At 37.3% G+C, this 23880-nt stretch carries 21 protein-coding genes and 1 pseudogene; 19 read left to right on the forward strand and 3 right to left on the reverse strand.

Features of this window, described 5'->3' with window-relative positions; genetic code table 11:
- Window positions 1-112: 112 nt before the first annotated feature.
- The 5 genes from MKX65_RS09485 (at window position 113) to MKX65_RS09505 (ending at window position 5239) form a co-directional block, all read left to right on the forward strand.
- Window positions 113-967, forward strand: coding sequence for a 1-deoxy-D-xylulose-5-phosphate synthase N-terminal domain-containing protein (locus MKX65_RS09485; protein WP_160547919.1), 855 nt, complete (start codon window positions 113-115; stop codon window positions 965-967).
- A complete protein-coding gene (locus MKX65_RS09490; protein WP_160547920.1) occupies window positions 967-1926 on the forward strand; it encodes a transketolase C-terminal domain-containing protein in 960 nt (319 codons plus the stop codon). The genes MKX65_RS09485 and MKX65_RS09490 overlap by 1 nt, the downstream gene beginning before the upstream one ends.
- A gap of 24 nt (window positions 1927-1950) precedes the next feature.
- Complete coding sequence (locus tag MKX65_RS09495) at window positions 1951-3378, forward strand: aldehyde dehydrogenase family protein (protein ID WP_340903388.1); 1428 nt, start codon at window positions 1951-1953, stop codon at window positions 3376-3378.
- Window positions 3379-3418: 40 nt separating this feature from the next.
- The gene (locus tag MKX65_RS09500; RefSeq protein WP_160547922.1) at window positions 3419-4507 is read left to right on the forward strand and encodes a tartrate dehydrogenase; all 1089 of its coding nucleotides are present in this window, start codon (window positions 3419-3421) and stop codon (window positions 4505-4507) included.
- A gap of 285 nt (window positions 4508-4792) precedes the next feature.
- Entirely contained in the window at window positions 4793-5239 is a 447-nt protein-coding gene (locus tag MKX65_RS09505; protein ID WP_160547923.1) for a YfmQ family protein, read from the forward strand.
- A 52-nt stretch (window positions 5240-5291) separates the two neighbouring features.
- Here the strand turns inward: MKX65_RS09505 and pdxR are convergent, their stop codons facing one another.
- Window positions 5292-6731, reverse strand: a complete 1440-nt coding sequence (gene pdxR / locus MKX65_RS09510; protein WP_340903389.1) for a MocR-like pyridoxine biosynthesis transcription factor PdxR — start codon at window positions 6729-6731, stop codon at window positions 5292-5294.
- 518 nt (window positions 6732-7249) lie between these two features.
- Here pdxR and MKX65_RS09515 point away from each other — a divergent pair.
- From MKX65_RS09515 to MKX65_RS09525, 3 genes are all read left to right on the forward strand, one after another.
- Window positions 7250-7675 (forward strand): MarR family winged helix-turn-helix transcriptional regulator, encoded by a 426-nt coding sequence (locus MKX65_RS09515; RefSeq protein WP_160547925.1) that lies wholly within the window; start codon window positions 7250-7252, stop codon window positions 7673-7675.
- A gap of 97 nt (window positions 7676-7772) precedes the next feature.
- Entirely contained in the window at window positions 7773-9536 is a 1764-nt protein-coding gene (locus MKX65_RS09520; protein WP_340903390.1) for an ABC transporter ATP-binding protein, read from the forward strand.
- A gap of 22 nt (window positions 9537-9558) precedes the next feature.
- Window positions 9559-11343 (forward strand): ABC transporter transmembrane domain-containing protein, encoded by a 1785-nt coding sequence (locus MKX65_RS09525; RefSeq protein WP_160547943.1) that lies wholly within the window; start codon window positions 9559-9561, stop codon window positions 11341-11343.
- Between the two features lie 49 nt (window positions 11344-11392).
- Here MKX65_RS09525 and MKX65_RS09530 read toward each other — a convergent pair whose 3' ends face one another.
- The gene (locus MKX65_RS09530) at window positions 11393-11833 is read right to left on the reverse strand and encodes a DUF5392 family protein (protein WP_160547927.1); all 441 of its coding nucleotides are present in this window, start codon (window positions 11831-11833) and stop codon (window positions 11393-11395) included.
- 281 nt (window positions 11834-12114) lie between these two features.
- Here MKX65_RS09530 and MKX65_RS09535 point away from each other — a divergent pair, with 281 nt between their 5' ends.
- The 10 genes and pseudogenes from MKX65_RS09535 (at window position 12115) to MKX65_RS09580 (ending at window position 22049) form a co-directional block, all read left to right on the forward strand.
- Complete coding sequence (locus MKX65_RS09535; protein ID WP_160547928.1) at window positions 12115-12678, forward strand: GNAT family N-acetyltransferase; 564 nt, start codon at window positions 12115-12117, stop codon at window positions 12676-12678.
- Between the two features lie 177 nt (window positions 12679-12855).
- Window positions 12856-13812 carry an ABC transporter substrate-binding protein gene (locus MKX65_RS09540; RefSeq protein ID WP_160547929.1) on the forward strand — a complete coding sequence of 319 codons (957 nt, stop codon included), beginning with the start codon at window positions 12856-12858 and terminating at the stop codon, window positions 13810-13812.
- A gap of 534 nt (window positions 13813-14346) precedes the next feature.
- A complete protein-coding gene (locus MKX65_RS09545) occupies window positions 14347-15039 on the forward strand; it encodes a serine/threonine protein kinase (RefSeq protein WP_340903392.1) in 693 nt (230 codons plus the stop codon).
- A gap of 63 nt (window positions 15040-15102) precedes the next feature.
- The gene (locus MKX65_RS09550) at window positions 15103-15558 is read left to right on the forward strand and encodes a MarR family transcriptional regulator (protein ID WP_160547931.1); all 456 of its coding nucleotides are present in this window, start codon (window positions 15103-15105) and stop codon (window positions 15556-15558) included.
- A 227-nt stretch (window positions 15559-15785) separates the two neighbouring features.
- A complete protein-coding gene (locus MKX65_RS09555; protein ID WP_160547932.1) occupies window positions 15786-16271 on the forward strand; it encodes a nitroreductase family protein in 486 nt (161 codons plus the stop codon).
- 143 nt (window positions 16272-16414) lie between these two features.
- Window positions 16415-18346 (forward strand): fructose-1,6-bisphosphatase, encoded by a 1932-nt coding sequence (gene fbp, locus MKX65_RS09560; protein WP_160547933.1) that lies wholly within the window; start codon window positions 16415-16417, stop codon window positions 18344-18346.
- Between the two features lie 165 nt (window positions 18347-18511).
- A pseudogene (locus MKX65_RS09565) lies at window positions 18512-19579 on the forward strand (carbohydrate-binding domain-containing protein); the annotation flags it as partial.
- Entirely contained in the window at window positions 19565-20293 is a 729-nt protein-coding gene (locus MKX65_RS09570; RefSeq protein ID WP_340906203.1) for a carbohydrate-binding domain-containing protein, read from the forward strand. The pseudogene MKX65_RS09565 and the gene MKX65_RS09570, both read left to right, overlap by 15 nt.
- 144 nt (window positions 20294-20437) lie before the next feature.
- Entirely contained in the window at window positions 20438-20944 is a 507-nt protein-coding gene (locus MKX65_RS09575) for a M15 family metallopeptidase (protein WP_340906204.1), read from the forward strand.
- 187 nt (window positions 20945-21131) lie between these two features.
- Window positions 21132-22049: an AraC family transcriptional regulator N-terminal domain-containing protein gene (locus MKX65_RS09580; protein WP_160547936.1), complete on the forward strand. Its 918-nt coding sequence runs from the start codon at window positions 21132-21134 to the stop codon at window positions 22047-22049.
- Window positions 22050-22154: 105 nt separating this feature from the next.
- Here MKX65_RS09580 and MKX65_RS09585 read toward each other — a convergent pair whose 3' ends face one another.
- The gene (locus MKX65_RS09585; protein ID WP_160547937.1) at window positions 22155-22781 is read right to left on the reverse strand and encodes a metal-dependent hydrolase; all 627 of its coding nucleotides are present in this window, start codon (window positions 22779-22781) and stop codon (window positions 22155-22157) included.
- Between the two features lie 189 nt (window positions 22782-22970).
- Between MKX65_RS09585 and MKX65_RS09590 the strand changes: the two genes are divergently transcribed.
- Window positions 22971-23849: an aldose 1-epimerase family protein gene (locus MKX65_RS09590; protein WP_340903393.1), complete on the forward strand. Its 879-nt coding sequence runs from the start codon at window positions 22971-22973 to the stop codon at window positions 23847-23849.
- The last annotated feature ends 31 nt before the right edge of the window (window positions 23850-23880 follow it).

Below are 23880 nucleotides of genomic sequence, written 5' to 3' on the forward strand. Positions count from 1 at the left end.
GATTGTTTGATTAAAAAGCAAGATAAGTTCATCTTCTTATCTTGTTTATTTTTCTCTATTTGGTAAAGCGCTTAACTAAATATAATCATTTGAACTAAAGGAGGATTTTATTATGAATTCATCGTTAAGTAAGGAAAAAATAATGCTTCTAAAAGAGAAAGCATCTGAGGCTAGGAAACTGATTATCGAGACCGTTCATCATGCAGGTGCAGGTCATATTGGTGGTCCAATGTCAGCAACCGATATTCTAACCAATTTATATTTTCATGAAATGAATATCGATCCAGATGATCCAAAAAGTGAGGAAAGAGATCGATTTGTATTGTCAAAAGGACATTCAGCGATTGGTCTCTATGCAGTTTTAGCATTGAGAGGCTATTTACCAGTTGAGGAACTCCAAACCTTTGATTCATTAAATTCCCGTCTACAGGCTCATCCAGATATGAACACTCTACCTGGTCTTGACATGTCTACTGGTTCTTTAGGTCAAGGAATCTCTGCGGCTGTTGGAATTGCGTTAGGGGCAAAGCTTCAAGGTAAAAGGTACCGAACGTTCTGCATGATTGGAGATGGAGAATCTCAAGAAGGGCAAGTATGGGAGGCTGCGGATATCGCTTCAAAATATGAACTCGATAATTTAGTTGGCATCCTTGATTATAACAAGTTGCAGCAATTTGGTTGGTGTGGAGAAGAGAAGTCTAGAAAGAGTCCAATTCATGACCCAAAAGAAAGATGGGAATCCTTTGGCTGGCACGTGATTGAAATTGACGGACATAACCAAGAGGAAATAGAGAAAGCATTCAATGAAGCAAGAGAGGTAAAGACAAAACCAGTTATGATCATTGCTAACACAGTAAAAGGTAAGGGTGTTTCATTTATGGAAAACCAATATCTATGGCATTCGCGTATCCCGACAGATGCTGAGCTAAAACAGGCGAAAAAAGAACTTGAAATGGGGGCATTGTAATGAAAAGTGTAGTTCCACAAAAAAATGTATCAATGAGAGACGTGTTTGGCGATACACTGCTTAAATTTTCATTGGAATCCAGTCGAGTGTATGCGATAGATGGTGACTTAGCGAACTCTACCAAACTAGATACAGTGGCTAATGGCAATCCAAAGAAGTTTCTACAAATGGGAATTGCTGAACAGAATATGATGAGTGTTGCTGCTGGCCTTGCGACAACGGGCTTACAGCCATGGGCATGTACATTCGCTGCCTTTTTGTCCAAACGGGCAATTGACCAAATACAAGTTCAAATTGCACAGCCAAAGCTAGATGTAAAAATGATTGGTGCTTATAGCGGTTTATTAACTGGTGTTACAGGAAAAACACACCAGGCACTTGAAGATATTGCGATCTTCCGCGCTCTTGCCAATATGGTTGTTCTTGCACCTGCAGATGCCATAGAAATGAAGCAAATGATGGAGTTTGCACATAAGTACGAAGGGCCTGTCTATATACGAATCGCACGTGATCCGTATCCTGTAATTGTTGATGGTAAATATCAATTTGAATTCGGGAAAGCTGCTACCTTAAAAGATGGAAAGGATGTAACGATTATTTCGACGGGGACACAAACATGTCGTTCATTAGCTGCTGCGGAACAATTAGATACAGAAGGGATTTCAGTCGCGGTTGTTCATATGCCTACGATCAAACCTTTGGATACTGCTGCAATTATTAAAGCAGCAAAAAGCACAGGAGTTATTGTAACCGCTGAGGAACATAGTATTTATGGTGGATTAGGAAGTGCAGTGGCAGAGGTACTAGTTGAAGAATGTCCAGTACCGATGTTACGTGTAGGTGTAAGAGATGTAAACTCTGAATCTGCGAATAATGACGACTTGCTTGAAAAGTATGGGCTTTCTGAAGGACATATTGTAAGAACAGTGAAAGAAGCATTGAAGAAGAAACAAAAATAAACAAATGAGAGGGGACTGGAAAGGATGCAAACGAGTATCGTAACGGAAAAGCTTTTTATAGATGGAAAGTGGATCGAAACGTCAAACACACACAAAGTGTATAACAAATTCACGGGTGAGCTTTTTTCAGAAATTTGTGTAGCTGATGAATTGAGAATAAATCAGGCAGTTGAAGCAGCGGTCCATGCACATAAACATACGCAGTTTCCAGCCGATTTCCGCTACCAAGTATTGATGAAAACGGCTGAACTATTGTTACAGGATGTTGATGCTTTAGCAGAGATTATTGCGAAGGAAGGGGGAAAGCCGATCACTGATGCTAAGGCAGAAGTGAGACGTTCAGCCTCTACCCTACAGATCGCTGCAGATGAAGCAAAAAAGCTAGTGGGTGAAATCATCCCGAACTACAATGTACAAGGCCGCTTTCTTTATACAATTAAAAAACCGGTCGGAGTAGTCGCAGCGATTACACCGTTTAATTTCCCACTGAATTTAGTAGTTCATAAAGTTGCACCTGCACTTGCAGCAGGTAATCCAGTGATTCTAAAACCAGCATCCGACACAGCCACCATTGCTATTAAACTATGTGAATTGTTAGAACAAGCCGGTGTTCCTAAAGGTTACTTACACTGTGTAATAGGAAGCGGTGGAACTGTAGGGGAACAGCTTTTAAACGATGAAAGAATTTCTCATTATACATTTACTGGATCACCAGCAGTAGGAAAGCATATACAAAAAACGATTGGTTTAAGAAAAGCGACATTGGAGCTTGGGTCAAACTCTGCTACGATCGTTCATGGAGATGCGGACATTTCGAAAGCAGCCGCAAAACTTGCTAAGATGGCATTTGCACATGCTGGACAAATATGTATTTCAGTACAGAGAATATTTGTTCAAAACTCAGTAAAGGAAAAGTTTCTTGAACTATTTTTAAACGAAGTATCTCGCCTAAAGGTAGGAGATCCTCTCGACCCAGAAACCGTTGTTGGTCCGATGATAAGTGTAAAAGAAGCGAAGCGAATTGAGCAGTGGGTAGAGGAAGCTGCATCTGCTGGTGCAGAAATACTAACAGGCGGAAAACGTGAGGGAAGTATTTATTATCCGACAGTCATTACAAATATAAAAAAGGGAATGAAAGTGGCAGACGAAGAAGCATTCGCTCCAGTAGTAACTGTGACCACGTACGAAACCTTAGAAGAGGCGATTGAATTGGTGAATGATTCAAAATATGGCCTTCAAGCTGGTATTTACACATCTGATTTAAGTCTTTCTTATAAAATTCCATACCTTCTTGAAGTTGGTGGAGTTGTAATCAACGATACTTGCTGTTTCCGGACAGATCAGATGCCATATGGTGGAGTAAAAGAAAGTGGGAATGGCAAGGAAGGTCCAGCTTACGCCATTCAGGAACTTGTTGAAACAGTAACTGTCGTAGTAAACCTCGAAAATTAATATAATCTATAAATAAATATTTTAGAAGGGTTGGTTAAAAATGAAAACCTTTAAGATTGCCGTCATCCCAGGTGATGGAATCGGTCCCGAAGTGATTAATGAAGGAATCAAGCTGATGACTCGAATCGCTGAATTGGACGGACGAATGAAATTCCAATTTACACATTTCTCATGGGGATGCGAATATTATTTGAAGCATGGGAGGATGATGGATGAGGATGGTATTGAACAGTTGAAAAGCTTTGATGCCATCTATCTTGGGGCAGTTGGCTATCCAGGTGTTCCAGATCATATTTCACTTTGGGATCTCCTTTTAAGAATCCGTAAAGAGTTTGATCAATACGTAAATATTCGCCCTATTACTCTTTTAAACGGTGCACCTTGTCCCATAGTAGGAGGAAGTAAAGATACGATTGATATGCTCTTCATCAGAGAGAATAGTGAGGGAGAGTATGCAGGAGCTGGAGACTGGCTTTTCAAAGGAAAGCCTCAGGAAGTGGTTCTCCAGACAGGTGTCTTTTCAAGAGTAGGTACCGAGCGAATTATTCGTTATGCATTTGAAACAGCATCTAGAGAAGGAAAGACTCTAACTAGTATTAGTAAAGGAAATGCCCTGAACTATTCAATGGTATTCTGGGATCAAGTGTTTGAGGAAGTGGGTAAGGAATACCCAAATGTTCAAACCTACTCCTATTTAGTGGATGCAGCAGCTATGTTTATGATTAAGGATCCAAAGAGATTTGAAGTAGTAGTAACTTCGAACTTATTCGGTGATATACTAACCGATTTGGGAGCGGCACTGGCAGGAGGATTAGGATTGGCGGCTGGAGCTAATATTAATCCAGAAAGAAAGTACCCTTCCATGTTTGAACCGATTCATGGATCAGCACCAGATATTGCTGGAAAGGGCATGGCAAACCCACTAGCAGCTATTTGGTCTGCCAGTCAAATGTTTGACTTCTTTGGTTTCGAGGATATTGGGAAGCAGATCCTCCATTCCATGGAGAAAACACTAGAAGAGGGTTCAATACTTACTCCAGATTTGGGTGGTTATGCTTCTACTTCAGAGGTTGGGGCAAGTGTGGGTGAAATATATACGGAAATGATAAAATCACGGACATCAGTATGAAACATAACCTAAACAACAGATAAAAGTGATAGTTAGACCTCGAATTTAGTTCTATTGAAGTAGATGATAATTTAGAATAGTACAAGTAAATTAAAGGGGGTTGGTAGTTAAAGAATTACCAACCCCCTTTTTCTGTTTAAAAAGGAAGAAAATCCATTTAAGGAAAGTGGATGGTGTGATCTTATTGAAATAGGATGGGTAAGAATCATGCATTGTATGGTATTATTCGAATATAAAAAACCAACATACAATTATTATATTAAACCACCTATGGAGATGATAAGCATGGTCTGGACTATTTTGTTTTTAATTCTTATAAGTCTAGTAAAAGTATTACCAACCGTTCTTCCACTAGGAGCAGTGGAATGGATTATGAGTAAGTTTGCAACTCATGCGAAGCTTGATGATCAAAAGGTTTCAGTAACTATAGATAATTTTTCTTTAGATCATGAAGAGAAGATGGTATTTATTAAGTACTTTAATGAAGCGATCTTTATGGAGAAATATTATATTTATCCAGGAACAGAACAGTCATTTTTACCACCAGAAAAGAATGGAAAACACATCATTATTGACGCGAAAATGGGGAACATCGATGTAAGACTATATCTATATAATGAAAGAAACTCAATCGATGTAGTCAAACAGTTCAAGAAAAAGGTAATAGTATATAATATCCATTCAGAAAATTTACAAGAGTACTTTATAGCAAAAGGTGAGAGAGTCATTTAATCTTTAACAAAAACGAAAGGAATCACCAATGTAGGTGCCTTTCGTTTTTTTATTATTTTTTTAGCTTTACAAACGCTCGTTTTAATCTTTGTACCCCTTCAGAAATGAGATGGGAGTCTACTCGACCAAAGGTAAGCCGAATATAGCCTTTTTCTGATCCAAAAAGAGAACCAGGAACGAAAGCCACCCCATTACGTAACGATTCTTCAAGCAGATGAAATTCATTTACATCTCCATGCAAGCTACACCAAATATGGATTCCACCCTCAGGAACATGGAAAGATAATTCGCTGGTAAGCTCTTCTTTTAAGGAAGAAATAAGAATATTTCTTTTCTCTGTTAGTAGTGCTTTTAAAGATTTTAGGTTTTGATCAAAGTAATGTGACTGTATATATTCACTTGCCAACCATTGTGGGAAAATACTATGTCCAAAATCAATCTGTTGTTTGGCATCTGCTAGACGCTGAATAATTTTATCCGGACCAATAATCCAACCAATTCTTAATCCAGAAGCTGCAATCTTAGAAAAAGAACTGATATATAAAACACTTCCTGTTTCGTCAATAGACTTCAGGGAAGAGGTTTCGATTTCTTCTGAAAAGGATATAAGACTATAAGGATCGTCCTCCACCACTGGAATCCCTAGTTCATTTGTAATTTCTAGTACTCTTTTTCTTTTTTCAATAGGCAGAATGGTACCAGTTGGATTTTGAAAAATGGGATTTAAAAATAGCATTTTAATATTATGCTTTTGATGCAATTTTATAATATCCTCTGGATTCATCCCATCTTCATTGACAGGAAGTTTAAAGGTTTTTAACCCCATTGTTCGAAAGATAGGGAGGGAGTGGGCATAAGAAGGATCCTCATACGCGATAGCATCTCCCTTTTCTAATAAACATTGAGCAACTAAATACAATGCCTGTTGTGCTCCTGACGTAATAAGAATAGATTGACTCGAGCAATCGATATGTTTATGTGTTTTTAAATGAGCAACCAAGCTATTGCGAAGCTCAAGGTTTCCTTGTGGATGGTCATATCCTAATGATTGTTGGAAATCATTCTTTGATAAGATTTCTTTGAACATCTTGGTCGGCATTAAATCACTTGCTAATTCCCCGCTAGCAAAGTTAATTAAATTTTTTTCTAACACTTCATCCCTGATCTGTTGAAACAAAGGTAGATTAGGTAAAAAAGAGCCGCGTTCAACATAGAGATCCCAATTTGGGACCCGTGATCGAGTTAACCCCCAAACATCTGAGTGTACCCTTGTTCCACTCCCTTTGATCCGTTCAATCATGCCATTCGAATATAATACATCATAGGCTGTTACAATAGTCGCTCGATTCACTTCTAATTCTTTTGCTAACTTTCGTTCAGAAGGCAGAATGGTTCCAGGGGGATACTCTCCGTAGGCAATTCTCTTTTGAATATAATTAGCTATTTGTTGATAAATAGGGATATCTAATTGTTTGTCTGGTCTCCATTCCATTGTCTTCACCATCATTGAATTTAAGATACTTTATTATATCGAAGGAAGGAAGAATAAGAAAATATTTACCCTTTATTTCAAAGTTTCTTCTGATTGGATGGCCAGTAATTTGGAAAATTGGATGGGTTAAATGAGTGGGTTGATCTGTATAATTGAGATAAGAGTATTTTTGATTAATTTGTCAACAAGAGGTGTAAGATGTTATTTCTGATTATTTTAGTATTTATTGTCCTGATTATTTCGGTCATACTTACGTTAGTAATAACAGGGAAGAGCGACGAAAACTATAGGAGTTCTGTCAAGAGGAATACTATAAACCTCTCCCTTATCTATATAGTTATTATTGTCTTGTCATTAATTGCCCTTGGTGGCTATATATGGTGGCAAACGTAAATTTTATAAAAACTAATACTGAACTACCAATGACTTTTTGGTGGTTTTTCTATTTCACTTGACAATAGAGGTCTAACTGGAGTAATTTATCTAATAGGGTTAGATAAATTAGAAGGGAGCTTACGATGGATTATAAAGAGTTGGCGGAAGAACTGTTACGTAATATGACGAGAACAGCTAAGATGCCATTTCAGAAAAAAGTAGAAGATATTTCACATGGAGAGAAGAAAATTTTAGGATTCCTTACGTTTGCCAAGAGCAGTGCTACTTCAGGTGAACTGAGTGAGGCATTATATCTTACGACTCCTCGTGTGGCATCGGCACTGAATAGCTTGTCCAAAAAGGGATTTATTCAGCGAAGCAGAGACGCTAATGATAAACGCATTGTCATTGTCACCATTACTGAAGAGGGAACTCACTTTATGGAGGAAGAACGCAAAGAGGCGTTAATGATGATTGAGCAAACACTTGAAAAGCTTGGAGAACATGATGCGAAAGAATTTGTTCGTATCTTAAAAAGAATAACCGACATTACTATTGAAAGTGAGTAAAACATGATGCAGGCACAAAGTATTCGTCTGCTTTTTATTAATAAAGTATCTAACACTATTAGATTTATAGAGAGATCTACTGTTAGGGGGTATATGAATGATAAAAATATTTAAGCATCTTCAGGGCAAAGACTGGTTATTAATTATGTGTAGTTTGGTGTTTATTATTGCACAGGTTTGGCTTGATTTAAAGCTCCCTGACTATATGTATGAAATAACCATGCTCGTCCAGACAGAAGGAAGTAAAATGAGTGAGGTTCTCGTTCAAGGGGGATACATGCTTCTTTGTGCAGTGGGCAGTATGATAGCGGCAATGATTACTGGCTTTTTTGCCGCAAAAGTTGCAGCGGGATTTTCTGTTCGTCTCCGAGGAATGGTATTTGAAAAAACCATGTCTTTTTCGATGGAAGAAATCAATGGTTTTTCTACATCTAGTTTGATCACTCGATCAACCAACGATATTACACAAATTCAATTGTTGATCGCTACTGGACTTCAAGTACTGGTCAAAGCTCCAATTTTAGCGGTTTGGGCTGTTTTTAAAATTATGGGTAAAAGCTGGGAGTGGACAGCTGCCACAGGGTTCGCCGTTTTATTTCTTATAGTGATGCTTTCAATCATAATTATTGTCGCCTTGCCGAAATTTAAAGTGATTCAGACTTTAACTGATAACCTTAATCGTGTAACAAGGGAACACTTGACCGGGATTCGCGTTGTTCATGCCTACAACGCTGGAGCCTATCAGGAAGAGAAATTTGAACAAGCGAACAATGATCTCACGAATACGAATTTATTTACAAGCCGAGTGATGGCAATATTGATGCCAACGATGGGACTCATCATGTCTGGTCTCGGTCTAGTCATTTATTGGATTGGAGCCTTTTTAATCAACCAGGCTGCCATACCTGATCGATTATCCTTGTTCTCAGAAATGGTTGTATTCTCGTCATATGCAGTGCAGGTAATCATGGCCTTTATGATGCTTTCGTTTGTGTTTATTATGCTTCCTCGGGCATCTGTCTCTGCTAAACGTATTAACGAAGTACTAAATACAAAGGCAAAAATTATAGATGGAAACTTGACGGATGGAAAGGAAGGTCTTTCCGGAGAAATTGAATTCCGTAATGTTAGTTTTAAATACCCAGACGCAAAAGACTATATTCTTCGTAACATCAGTTTTTCAGCTCATAAAGGAGAAACGGTGGCAATTATTGGGTCAACCGGTAGTGGGAAAACTTCATTAGTAAATTTGATCCCACGATTTTATGATGCTATGGAGGGAGAAATTTTCATTAATGGAGTGAACGTAAAAAATTATTCTCAGGAAGCATTACACGATAAGCTAGGGTATGTATCTCAAAAAGCTGTTTTATTCAGAGGTACCGTGTCTTCCAATGTAGCATACGGCCACAACATAGACATCGTATCAGAAGAAACAAGTATTAAAAAAGCGATAGAAATTGCACAAGCAACAGAGTTTGTTGAAAAAATGGAGAATCAGTACGAAGGTGAGATTGCTCAAGGTGGTACAAATATTTCTGGAGGACAGAAACAAAGATTGTCTATCGCACGCGCGATTTTCAAACAACCTGAAATTTATTTGTTCGATGATTCATTTTCTGCATTAGATTATAAGACAGATCGAATATTGCGTTCGTTACTGAAAAAAGAAATTAAGGATGCCACAACGATCATCGTTGCACAACGAATAGGTACGATTAAAGATGCAGACCGAATTGTTGTTTTAGACGATGGGGAAGTCGTCGGCATGGGAACGCATCAAGAGCTTATGATCAATTGCGAGGTATATCAAGAAATTGCGTATTCTCAGTTGTCAAAGGAGGAGCTTGAAATTGGGTAAGAAAAATCATAAAACTAATGCAATGAAGCATCCTCAACACGGGGGAGCACCCTCTTCAAATGGGATCAATAAGGCCTCCTTAAAGCAACTCATATCGTATTGTAGAGCATATATACCAATCATAACTGTTGCCTTAGTCCTTGCTATGCTAGGGTCAGTTTTCAATATCGTTGGACCAGAACTGCTTAGTCAAATTACCGATTTCATTACAGAGGGCTTGATGACCAAAATTGATCTTGATGCTGTGGTTAAAATCGCAACGATTCTTGCTTTTCTATATGGGTTAGGGTTTATTTTTAACTACATCCAAGGGTATATTATGGCCACTGTCACACAGAGAGTGTCCAAAAAATTACGTACAGAGATTTCAACGAAAATCAATCGATTACCACTCAAGTATTTTGACTCAACAAGTACAGGTGATGTCCTTAGCCGTGTAACAAATGATGTTGACATGATTGGACAGACGATGAATCAGAGTTTAAGTACATTGGTATCAGCTATTACTATGTTTGTTGGCTCACTGATCATGATGTTTTACACGAACTGGATTATGGCTCTTTCAGCTGTACTTTCTACCATTTTAGGGTTTGCACTCATGACGTTCATCATTTCAAAATCTCAAAAATACTTCGCCCAGCAGCAAAAAGAACTAGGGAAATTGAATGGTCATATTGAAGAGATTTATACGGGACATCATGTTGTGAAGGTATATAACGGAGAGAAAGAAGCAAAGGAAACGTTCCGTGAAATTAACACACGCCTATACAATAGTGCATGGAAATCTCAATTCATGTCTGGTCTAATGATGCCGCTCATGATGTTTGTTGGTAACTTCGGATATGTGGTGGTTTGTTTAGTCGGAGCTGTGCTTGCTGTTAATGGTAGTATCTCATTTGGGGTGATTGTTGCCTTTATGATTTACATTCGTCTCTTTACACAGCCATTATCACAGCTTGCACAAGCAGCTACAAATCTTCAGTCCACAACCGCTGCGAGTGAACGTGTATTCGAATTTCTTGGAGAAGAAGAACTGGCAAATGAAAGTGGCAAAACACTCAGACTCGAAAGTGCAAAAGGTGATGTGGAGTTTAAGCATGTGAACTTTGGATATAATCGAGACAATATGGTTATTAAGGATTTTTCCACAAAGGCAAAGGCAGGACAAAAAGTGGCAATTGTCGGCCCAACAGGTGCTGGTAAGACCACTTTGATTAATCTATTGATGCGTTTTTATGAAGTGAATGGTGGAGAAATTTTAATCGACGGTGTTCCAACAAGTAATCTTACACGACAAAATATTCATCAACTATTCTGTATGGTACTTCAAGATACATGGTTGTTTGAAGGAACGATAAGAGAAAATATTGTTTACTCTCGAAAAGGAGTTTCAAATGAACAGGTAGAGGAAGCCTGTAAAGCAGTGGGTTTACATCATTTTATTACAACTCTTCCTCATGGGTATGACACTGTATTAGACGATAAAGCCAATCTTTCAGCGGGGCAAAAACAGTTAATTACCATCGCTCGTGCCATGGTGGAGGATGCTCCGTTGCTAATCCTTGATGAAGCAACAAGTTCCGTTGATACTCGTACAGAATTATTGATTCAGGAGGCAATGGATAAGCTGACAGTGGGCAAAACTTCATTTGTTATTGCACATAGACTTTCGACAATCAAAAATGCAGACTTGATTCTAGTAATGAAGGATGGAGATATTATCGAAAGTGGGAAGCATCAAGAATTGCTTCTGAAAAACGGATTTTATGCAGATTTATATAATAGTCAGTTTGAAGATGCATCATAATAATATAATAAACACCCTGGAAGATCCATTTCTCCAGGGTGTTTATTATTTATTGAAGCATATGCTTTCTCTGATTTTCTTCCATTAAAAATTGAATAAAATGATTGATCGCACGAGCGTTTGGCTGTTCTTTTATAAGATTAATATATTCTTTCTTATGGTAATCAGTGGCGACTTCACTATTCTTAATTCGATCAATAATGTATGCCGAACTTTGCTTCTGAATTTCTTTTTGGTGGAATCTTAGCTCCCGAAATAAAGCGAATCCGAGTGCACCGATTGCAGCGTAGATAAGGATGGTAGGAAGGGTATCCTGAGTAATCTCACCGAAAAATAATACATATCCAAGATTAAATAGTGATACCCAAATTAAGGGCATGGTCCATAAAGCGTATCTAGATACTTTCTTCATTAATGGAGAAAGTTTTTCCTGCATGAGTTCGATTTCTTTTTTAATATAATTGGGCATATCCTTCGTGAAAAGGTTCATTTTTTTCTTCCTTTCCCTTTTTTAATGGATAAAAACAAAAAAGACCTTTACCAAAATAAATTGGTAAAGGTCTTGCTAACAACAGTAGTTGCCAACAAAGCCGAGAGCTAGATGCTCCGTAATGACGACCTTGCTGTTAAAGCTACTCCCCTTTAGGAGTATGAAATTAATAATTTTATTATAGGGAAATTTGGTGTTTCTGTCAATTTGGAAACGTGATTAGTTTTGTATAAAAATGGTATAATGATTGAAATGAAATAACTGAGAAGGGTGGGGGAACGATGTCTATAGAGATTCATACATTTCCAAATCTTGAAACGGATAGATTAGTTTTGAGAAAAATTACAAAAGACGATGCTAGTAATATACTTAGCTATCTTTCTGATAACGAAGTAATGAAATATTATGGATTGGAACCCTTTAAATCTATCAACGAGGCATTGGACGAGATATCATGGTATCAATCCCTTGAAAAGAACAATAAAGGATTAAGATGGGGAATTACGTTAAAAGAAGAGGGAATTGTTATTGGTAGTTGTGGTTTTCATAACTTTGTTTCTCAACATTTCCGTACAGAGATTGGATTTGAGTTAAGCAGAGATTACTGGGGAAAAGGAATAGCTGGAGAGGCATTAAAAACAATCATTGCCTATGGTTTTCAACAATTTGGGTTTCAAAGGATAGAAGCGTTAATTGAACCTCCTAACCTTTCATCCCAAAGGTTAGTGGAGAAACAGGGATTTATTAGAGAAGGTTTACTTAGAAAATATGAGTATACTCGCGGGAAATTTGATGATTTATATATGTATTCATTGTTAAGGGAGGATTTTTCTAAATTGGAATGAGGATTAATCCGACCTTTGTTGAGTGGACTGCCATCCAGGTAGTCCTATTTTTTTATTTAAATATCAATCTAGTTGAAAAATATTCTCAATTACTGTTGACATTATTTGTGTATCCATATAACATAAGGATATGAAAATGATAATCATTATCAATACATAAAAAGGAGATATGAAAAAATGAAAAAATTAGGTTTATCTTCTCTTATTTTCACCATGCTGTTTCTACTAGCGGCTTGTGGAAGTAAGGAGGAAGCGAGTACAACCACTAACGGAAGCACGGAAGCAGTAGAAGAATCAAAGGAAGTTACGTTCACACATGAATACGGTGAAGTAACACTTGAGAAAAATCCTGAGAAAGTAGTTGTTTTTGACTTTGGAATACTAGATGCATTAGATGCGTTAGGTGTAGAAGTAGCTGGACTTCCGCAAGCGATTGTACCTGAAAGTCTAGAAAAGTACAAAGGCTCAGAATATACAAATGTAGGTAGTTTAAAAGAACCTGACTTTGAAGCGATCCATGAATTACAGCCAGATGTGATTTTTATTTCAGGAAGACAAGCTGAGTTATATGATCAATTTGCTGAGATTGCCCCAACCATATTTGTTGCTGTTGATTATGCGAATTACATTCCTTCTCTAGAAGAAAACTTCAACCTTTTAGCTGAACTGTTTGAAAAAGAGGCTGTACTAAAATCTAAGATGGAAGAGCTACAATCAAGTATTGATGAGGTAAATAAAGAAGCATCTGCGTCTGAAAGTAAAGCTCTGATTTTACTAGCTAATGAAGGAAAAGTAAGTGCGTACGGACCTGGTTCACGTTACGGTTTCGTTCATGATGTGTTTGGCTTTAAGGCAGTAGATGAAAATATAGAGGTTTCTCAGCACGGTCAAAGTATAACGTTTGAATACATTCTCGAGAAAAATCCAGATGTTATTTTTGTTATTGACCGCTCTGCTGCTGTCGGTGGAGAAGTAGGAGCGAAAGAAACAATTGAAAACGAACTTGTTATGAAAACAAACGCCTATAAAAATGGGAAGATTATATACCTAGATGCAGTTAACTGGTATATTGCTGGGAATGGTATTAGTTCTACACAAGCAATGACGGAAGAAGTAAAAGCAGCACTAGAATAATGAGGAAAGCCGGGACAAATGTTCCGGTTTTTTGTTAGGATTAGATTAATAGTAATTGACAGCCCTTTTATCATAGATGACAGCGGTTTTATAAAAATGAGTTTTTCTAGGCCTGCTTTTATAGTTAGGGCCTTTACCAATTGCATTGAACCTTTAAGGAGAACCCGTCAACAAATTGCAAATGAAAAATAAACGGAGAAATTCCGGTTAATTAGGGAAATACCGATATTTCCCTAAAAATAAAGGGAGTTTTTCCGGTTAAACTATCAAAATCTTTGGATTTTGTCATATTCAGAGCAGTTAGTCGGAATATCTCCGCTTATATCTGCTTTCTAAGCCTCCTCAATAGACATTAGCCGGAAATTCTCCGCCTATGAATTCCTGTTTTTTCACTTTTTACACTTCAAAAGTGAACCCGTAATAGGTAGGTCCACACGCTTTTATCATGATTTCTTCATAGTGTCGTCATTTTTCTGACATAATGTTTTGTTATGATTTAAAAAACAATAAGACATACACTTATGGGGGATTAAAATGCAAAGAGATTTATTAATAGTAGATCAATTGTTGTCACAAATTAAGATAACTTCAAATAGAGAGAACAAACCTGTAACCATTCACGGTAGCGCCAAGGATCTACGATGTATCGGAGTGGGGACAGATGCCGCGGTATTTCAGTATATTCATAACCCAACATACGCATTTAAACTGTTTGCTGATGATAAAAAAGGAAAAATTCAAATCGAAGCTTCTGTATATGAAGTTTCAGCGGGGGCATCGTACTTTCCTAAATGTTATGCCGCAAATGATCGATATTTAGTCTTAAGCTTTGAATCTGGCATTACACTGTATGATTGTCTCATTCAGGGAATTCGTATTCCATCACAAGTCATACAAGATGTTGAAAAGGCAAGAGAATACGCTAGGAAAAATAATTTAAATCCTCGTGATATTCATTTGAAAAATATTTTACTTCAAAATGGTCGAGCAAAAGTCATTGATGTGTCTGAGTATATGAACAAAGGAAATGATCATCGATGGGAGGATCTGAAAAAAGCTCATGATGAATACTATCCTTTGATTGAAGGTAAAGCAGTACCGTCTTTACTTTTGGAAACCATTCAAAGTTGCTATAACAATAGACAATCATCTTCAATGGAAGAGTTTATGAAGGAAATATTTAAGACGAAAGTGTTAAGTCCTTTTCGTGTACCTGAGGAGGTGTAGCAAGTGTTTTAATTGACAGTTATTTAGGGTCGCTATATTATATAAATGTGAGGTGACTAAATAATGGAATCACAGGAAAAACAATTAGAGCAATTTGTAGATTGTGTTCAAGCGATTGGTCGACACATGAAGAGGAGTCAAAGGAATAGTCAAGACGGAACGGAGATTACGAAGACACAATGGCTTATTTTACGTTTTCTAGCGAAACAGAATGGATGTACAATTGGTCAGCTTGCGGAACGGCTAGAAGTTCGTTCAAGTTCCATGTCTCAAATGATTGATCGATTAGAGCTAGCTGGAACAGTTTACCGTGAACCGGATAAAAATGATGCAAGAACACGCATCGTAAAATTAACTGAGGCTGGAAAAGAAATGATTTCTAAAATGAAACATTCCCGAATGGAGATGATAGCTGGTCCATTTAATCAGCTTACCCAGGAGGAACAGAACACGCTGGTTGAAATTATGATGAAAATGACAACAAATCTCAAGCTACATGGTTCACGTTGTAAAGAATGATAATAACATTATTACAGGGCTATATAGCCGGCAACTTAGTTAAGTTCGCTATATAATATAAGAAAGAAACTAAGTAATCTCAACCATATTGTCACCTTTATTTAGGGTCCCTGTAGTATCTATGGATTTACGTAATTAGTAGATAACAAAGGATATTATTATGAGCTTTATACTAGTCAGTTTAAACGTGTAAGTTAAATGTAAAGAACATAGGGGAGGAAACTAAATTGAACATTTTAGAAAATATTTATTCTAGACGAAATATTAAAAAATTTAAAGCAGACATGGTTGAACCAGAACAAATCAACAAATGGTTAGAAGCTGGAACGATGGCTCCTAATCATAAGATGACCCAGCCATGGGAAGTGTATATGATTGGACCAGAAACAAGAACAAAATTAAATCATAAAACAAATTTTTGTCAGGCACCTGTTGTACTAGCGATCCTATCCAAACATGGATCAACGGAAATAGAGACGTATGAAAATGTTCTTGCCACCGCTTGTTTTGTCCAAAACGTTAATTTAGCTGCTTGGGCAGAAGGTGTTGGAACCTTCTGGTCTTCCATGGGGAATGCAGCGAAAAATCGTGAAATCATGGGCATTCCAGATGGGTACGATGTGATTGGGGTGTTTGGGATTGGTTATCCAGAAGAGATTAGTCAACCAAAAGAAAGAACGTCTATACAGGAAAAAATGAAGTATCTTCCATAAAAAATAGTGACTTGAAAGCGGTGTCTCCTAGAGGGAGGTCACTGCTTTTTTATTGAAGAATACGGTTGACTTTAAAATATAGTATTTCCTCTAAATCTATTAAAGTGTAAAATAATGTTGAATAATGAAAGGGGATACATACCTTGAATCCAAAATACCTAGATTTACTGGCCCAAAAATATGATAGTGAAGAAAAAGTAGTAACGGAAATTATTAATCTTGAAGCGATCCTTAATCTTCCAAAGGGAACAGAACATTTTGTCAGTGATTTACATGGGGAGTATCAAGCTTTTCAACATGTGTTAAGAAATGGATCGGGAAATGTCAAGGAAAAAATAAAAGATCTGTTTCAAGATGTTTTAACTGAAAAAGAGATGAATGAGTTTGCTACATTAATTTATTATCCAGAAGAAAAATTACAGTTAGTAAAAAATACTTTTATAAGTGATCAAGAAGTTAACCAATGGTATATAGTCATCATCTATCGTATGATAAAACTCATATCATATGCTTCTTCTAAATATACACGCTCGAAATTACGTAAAGCATTGCCCAATCAGTTTGTTTACATAATTGAAGAGTTACTTTATAAAGCAGATGATTCCAACAATAAGGAACAATATTATACGAAGATTGTTCAACAAATTATTTCCTTAGGACAGGCAGAAAAGCTCATTACTGGTCTAGCTTATACAACTCAAAGATTGGTAGTTGACCATCTCCATGTAGTTGGGGATATTTATGACCGTGGACCTGAACCAGATAAAATTATGGAAACTCTCATCAATTATCATTCTGTTGATATTCAATGGGGAAATCATGATGTTCTATGGCTAGGCGCATTTGCTGGTTCAAAGGTTTGTCTCGCTAATATTATTCGTATCTGTGCCCGGTACGATAATTTGGATATTATTGAAGATGTATATGGAATCAATCTTAGGCCGCTTCTTAATCTGGCTGAGAAATACTATAATGACAATCCCGCTTTTAGACCAAAGGCGCATTCAGATAAGAAACTGACAGATCATGAACGACTACAAATTACAAAAATTCATCAAGCCATTTCCATGATTCAGTTTAAACTAGAGATGCCGATCATAAAGAGACGCCCGAACTTTAATATGGCAGAGAGACTTCTGCTTGAGAAAATTGATTATGACAAAAATGAAATTACAATCAATGGGAAAACATACCAACTGGAAAACAGCTGCTTTGCTACAGTGAATCCAGAACAACCTGATCAATTACTAGAGGAAGAAGCTCAAGTGATTGAAAGACTGCTATTTTCTGTCCAGCATTCCGAAAAGTTAGCAAGGCATATGAATTTTCTAATGAAAAAAGGCAGTCTTTATTTGAGATATAACGGAAACTTATTAATCCATGGCTGTATTCCTTTAGATGAAGAAGGAAATATGGAGAAAATGGTGATTGAAAATACAACCTATGCCGGTCGGGAATTACTTGATAAATTTGAACATTATTTACGTCATGCTTTTGCTCATCCTGAAAAGACAGATGACCTGGCGACAGATATGGTCTGGTATTTATGGACAGGAGAGTATTCCTCTCTCTTTGGAAAAAGGGCCATGACCACCTTTGAGCGCTACTTTATTAAAGAAAAGGAAACCCATAAAGAGAAAAAGAACCCTTACTACCATTTACGGGAAAACGAGGACCTCTGCCGTAGAATTTTAGAGGAGTTTGATTTGAATCCAGAACAAGGTCACATTATTAATGGTCATACACCAGTAAAAGAAATTGAAGGAGAAAATCCTATTAAAGCCAACGGTAAGATGCTTGTCATCGATGGAGGATTCTCCAAAGCATATCAATCAACAACAGGGATAGCGGGTTACACGTTATTATATAATTCCTACGGTATGCAGCTTGTTGCACACAAGCAATTTAATTCAAAACAAGATGTACTTTGTAATGGAACAGATGTTTTATCAGTAAAAAGATTGGTAGATAAAGAACTAGAGAGAAAAAAGGTTATAGAAACAAATGTTGGAGAAGAGTTATTACAGGAAATATCTATTTTAAATAGTTTGCGTGAATACCGATATATGAAATAAGCAGGAACAGTGCTCACTGTCCTGTTTTTTTTACATGAACTTGTACTCTTTAAGGTTTTGTTAAGGTTAATACAACATAATAGGCTCAACAAGTAAAAAAGGAGCCGAATAATGAAAAAAAATAATAGATTTACAAAGTAGGTGGCACCATTAGTATGTGCTGGCATGTTAGTTGCATGCAGCAATAGTGAGGAGTCAGTTATTTTAACTAGTACCTCTTCTGGAGTAAATATTGACACGTTAAGTACAATTGGTAACGGAAATATTCAAACGTTTGTAAGTGAGCTTGCAACCTACAGCGATGATGACCTTTATACAGAGTGGGAAAATGAGGATCCAACGTATATTCAATTGAATGAGGGGACAGCCACTTATGAAGGATCAGGAGCTGTCGTTGTGTCTGAAAGCACTATTTATATCCGTACCGGTGGTGTATATGTTATAAGTGGAACATTAGATGATGGACAAATCGTTGTAGAAGCGGAGGATAAAAGTACCGTTCGACTCGTCTTAAATGGAGTAGACATTCATAGCAGTACTTCCGCTCCTATTTATGTGAAGGATGCTGAAAAGACAGTGATATCCTTACCGGAGGGGACAGAGAATATCATTTCTGATGGAACGCAGTATGTATATGATGATAAAGAAGAAGAGGAACCCAATTCCGCCATTTTTAGTAAAGATCATTTAACCATTAATGGTGAAGGAAAGCTTACTGTAGAGGGTAACTTTAATGATGGAATTATTGGAAAAGATGAGCTAAGAATTACAGGTGGAAATATTGTAGTAACAGCTAAAGATGATGCTATTGTTGGACGAGACCTAATAGCTGTCCAGGATGGGAATTTAACGCTTACAGCAGGCGGTGATGGAATCAAATCAACTAATGATTAAAATGCTGAAAAAGGAAATATTGCCCTTGAAGGTGGAACATATACCATTGTAGCAGACAATGATGGTATACAAGCTGAAACTTCCCTGTATGTATTAGACGGAGATTATGACATTGTAACTGGTGGTGGAAGTCCTGAAACCATTGGAATAAATGAGTATGCTAATGGAGGACACTCCGAGGACTCCACAACCTTTACAGAAACAAGCAGTGCAAAAGGTCTGAAGGCGACAACGGAGCTTGCGATTGGTGGAGGGACATTTGTAATTGATTCATTTGATGATGCCATTCACAGTAGCAATAGTGTTTTATTAGAAGCCGGGGAAATGACAATTGCATCAGGAGATGATGGGATTCACGCCGATTCATCGGTAGTAACTAAGGGTGGAAATCTTACAATTACCAAGACTTATGAAGGAATCGAAAGTAAAATTGTGGCCATTGCAGGTGGTACGATCGACATTACCTCTGCTGATGATGGACTAAATGTGGGTGGCGGAGCGGATTCCTCAGGTGACAACATAGAAGAAAGCGCAGCAGGGGATCATCTTATTCAGATTACAGGAGGATATGTATCTGTAAATTCACTGGGTGATGGCCTGGATTCTAACGGTTCATTTGTTATGACGGATGGGACAGTCGTTGTGAATGGACCAACAGATGATGGAAATGGTCAAATTGACTATGTGGAGACATTTGAAATATCTGGAGGAGTACTAGTTGCAGCTGGGAGTACGAAAACACAAACTAGCTCCGAGATGTCTGGACAATATGCCATTATGATGACATTCCCAGAAACACAGGCGGCAGGAACGCTTGTTCATTTAGAAGATAGTGAAGGAAATACGATCGCCACTTTTGCACCAGAAAAAGAATATCAGTCACTTTATATAAGTTCACCGGACTTATCGAAAGATTCTAGCTATACGTTATATTCAGGAGGTTCTTCTACAGGAACTGAAACGAATGGTTTATACACAGACAGTGATTATAGTGGTGGAACACTCGTAGTAGATTTTACAATCTCAGATGTGATGACAAGGCTGAATGGGTAAAAAAAGAGGGTGCTTCACCCTCTTTTATCATTTATATTCCCTATGTAAAAATGAAACTATTCTTAAACTCGTTCGTCTATATACTGTATGATTTACTTTTTGAAAGGAAAGGCAGCCATGAAAAGATTTTGGATGTTCGTTTGCATGATTCTTATAGTAACTATTATATACTACCAATATATTAAAAAAGAGGATGTCCCGTTGCCTACCGCTCTTCATCCAGTAGTAGAGGAGCGTACCAATCAACTCATTCAAAATATGGCCGATCAGGGAATTACAGTTGTTATTACAGATGGCTTTCGTAGTGTAGAGGAACAAAATATTCTATATGAGCAAGGTCGTACAACAGAAGGAAGCATTGTTACGTATGCTAGAGGAGGAGAATCACTTCATAATTTTGGACTTGCAGTGGACTTTGCCCTAAAGACCGAAGCAGGTCAGGTTATTTGGGATATGGAATTTGATGGGAATGGAAATGGATCTCCTGATTGGATGGAAGTGGTTGAGAGAGCTAAGGAACTCGGGTTTGAATGGGGAGGAGATTGGATGGGATTCGAAGATTATCCGCACCTACAACTTGATTTTGGGCTAAGTCTTAGTGAATTACAAAGAGGGGAACGACCAACAGAAGAGGCATTGACAGCCTATTAATCTATTATATGAAATGAGAAAAACTGGTATATTTGTTTTTATTTATCATTTTGTTGTTTTAAAAAATGAAAAAAAAGTGACCTATTCATAGCAAATGATTGCCTAATCCTATCATAACCATTTACGTATTTGACCACTATGCATTACAATCAAACTACAAAGATATGAGGAATGAGGGGAATCATGAATGTCTGAGCAAATTTACCAACAACAGTCCGAGCTGACGAAACTCATTAAACGGTATGCAACGCAAAATGGTGTACACACAACCGCTATCCCGTCGTTATTTTTTATTAGAGAATCGGATGTTACGGAACCTCGGTATGGAGTTTACAAGCCCTCCTTTTGTATGATCGTTCAGGGGGAGAAGGAAGTATTACTGGCAGAAGAGCGTTTTCAATACAGTCCTGCTGATTACCTAGTTGCCTCTGTTAACTTGCCGGTCACAGGGCAAGTAATTAAAGCATCAACGGACTCTCCTTATTTAGCTCTAAAACTTGAATTTACACCGAATCAAATCTTAGAGGTCTTAAGTGACTTTAAGGCAACCGTCGAACCGAAGAAAAAGGTAAATCGGGGAATGTTTGTAAGTAAAATTGAGACATCTCTTTTAGATGCAGTTCGCAGGCTAGTTAGTTTACTAGATAATCCTAAAGATATTCCTGTTCTTGCACCTCTTTTTACAAAGGAAATTCTTTATAAGGTTCTTCAAGGGCCGTACGGGGGAATGCTAGAACAAATGGCAATAGAGGGAAGCACCACTTATCAAATTAGGGATGTTATTCAAGAAATCTTTAATAACTTTGAAAGATCCCTTCGAGTGGAGGAACTTGCAGAATTAGCGAATATGAGTGTATCTTCCCTTCATAGACTCTTTAAAGAAGTAACCGGTTTGAGTCCGATTCAATTCCAAAAGCAACTAAGATTACAGGAAGCTCGACGATTGTTGTTATCAGAGTCAAATGATGCCGCGGATGTTGCTTTTCGTGTGGGATACGAAAGTCCTTCACAATTCAGTCGTGAATATTCACGTATGTTTGGCTTCCCACCCAAGGAAGATATTAAGCGTCTAAGAGAAACCTATAACCAGAGAATCCACGCATAAGTTCTTGATTTTAATAGAAGAACAGCTCAGTTATAAGAATCCTTTAATGTGTTAACACACCCTGTTATAAGGATCCAGGGTGTGTTATTTGTTTGGATCAAAAAACTAAATTTCTTTAGATGATAGGGGTAAAAATATCTTCACTCCTCGTTTATTGAATGGAAGTATTTTTAGGTCTCCAATCAAATGACTAATATATCCGCCTAGACAAGCATAGAACACACCATCCATTCCAAGAGAGGATTCAAAAAGGAAAGCAATATAGCCAAAGAACGCTATTCCTACTAATGAATGGGTATAGCTCCGATGCGAGGATACAGAAGCTATCATAATATAAATCCCCAGTAGAATGATCCAAAGCTCCTCTACAGATAATCCACCTACTAAAACAGCTACTCCCGTAATAGTTAACATATGCTTTTGCTTTATTAATGATGCGATTAACATAATCATTAAACCGATTCCTACTCCTAGCCATCTTTCCATCTCTGATTTTTCAAAGAAACTATAGATCACCATCATTATTCCAATGATTAGAGCAGATAGCCGAATTACTTTATGTGAAAGGGTTATTTTTCCACGAAGCTTTCCGTCAATATCTAGGTCTGGGATTAAACCTGAGATTCCTCCCAAACCGACTAACAAAAGTGTTGTTGTTGGTGATGTTTGTAATGAATTTGCAACGACAAATCCTGTTGCTGCACCTACTGCTGCATGTGATGTACCATTCAATTATTTTCCACCTCTATGAATCTATTATGTAGTAAATCAAAACACTTTGTTTATTCTACTACAAAACATCTGTTCTGTTTAGAAGAAAAATGATTATTGGTATCAAAATACTAAGCCTTTCTTTTTGTGAGTGAGTCTTTTAGTATAGAATTTATACATATCAGATCAGAAAGAAGAGGGAATGAAAATATGATTACAGTCGAAAATGAATGGTTGCAGGTAGATATAGAAAGTCATGGAGCAGAATTACGCAGAGTTAAGCACAAGAAAAATGGACTAGATTATATGTGGACAGGGGACAACAAATATTGGGGAAGAGTGTCTCCAGTATTGTTTCCGATAGTAGGGCGATTAAAAGATGATCAATATCAAATCGATGGTCAAACGTATCAGATGTCACAACATGGTTTTTTGCGTGATGTTGAATTCAAATTACTAGAGCAAACAGCAACTAATGCTGCTTTTGTTTTTGAATCTGCTGGACGTTTTAGTGATGTGTATCCTTATGAATTTAAAGCGATTATCCGGTATATGCTTCAAGAAGACTCACTGATTGTACATTGGGAAATTGTGAATGAAAATGAGAAGGAAATGCATTTTTCTATTGGTGCTCATCCTGCTTTTAAGATTCCACTTTTAGAAAGTGAAACCATTGAGGATTACCATATACACTTTACTCCTGCAGAAGATATGAGTGTAATGGAGTACGAGCTTCAGAACTCTTTGCTTCACGAGAAAGGGAAAGTTGATGATATTGGAATGCTTCCACTAACACATTCACTTTTTGCGAATGATGCTCTCGTTTACAGCAATATCGATAAGATTACATTGGTTTCAAATAAATCCAGTTATGGAGTAGAAGTTATGTTTAAAAATTTCCCGTTTGTTGGAATATGGTCGAAATATATAGAGGAAGATGGGAGTATTGCTCCATTTGTTTGCATTGAGCCATGGTACGGGGTGGCTGATACTTATGATACGGTAGGAGATTTTAAAGAGAAATTTGGCGTGAATACACTTAAACCTAGGGAAACATTCCAGACAGAGTACAATATCAAGTTTAAATAAAAGTATAAGTAAAAATGAGAAGCACACGGAG

The organism is Robertmurraya sp. FSL R5-0851, assembly GCF_038002965.1.
Lineage (GTDB): Bacteria > Bacillota > Bacilli > Bacillales > Cytobacillaceae > Robertmurraya_A > Robertmurraya_A beringensis.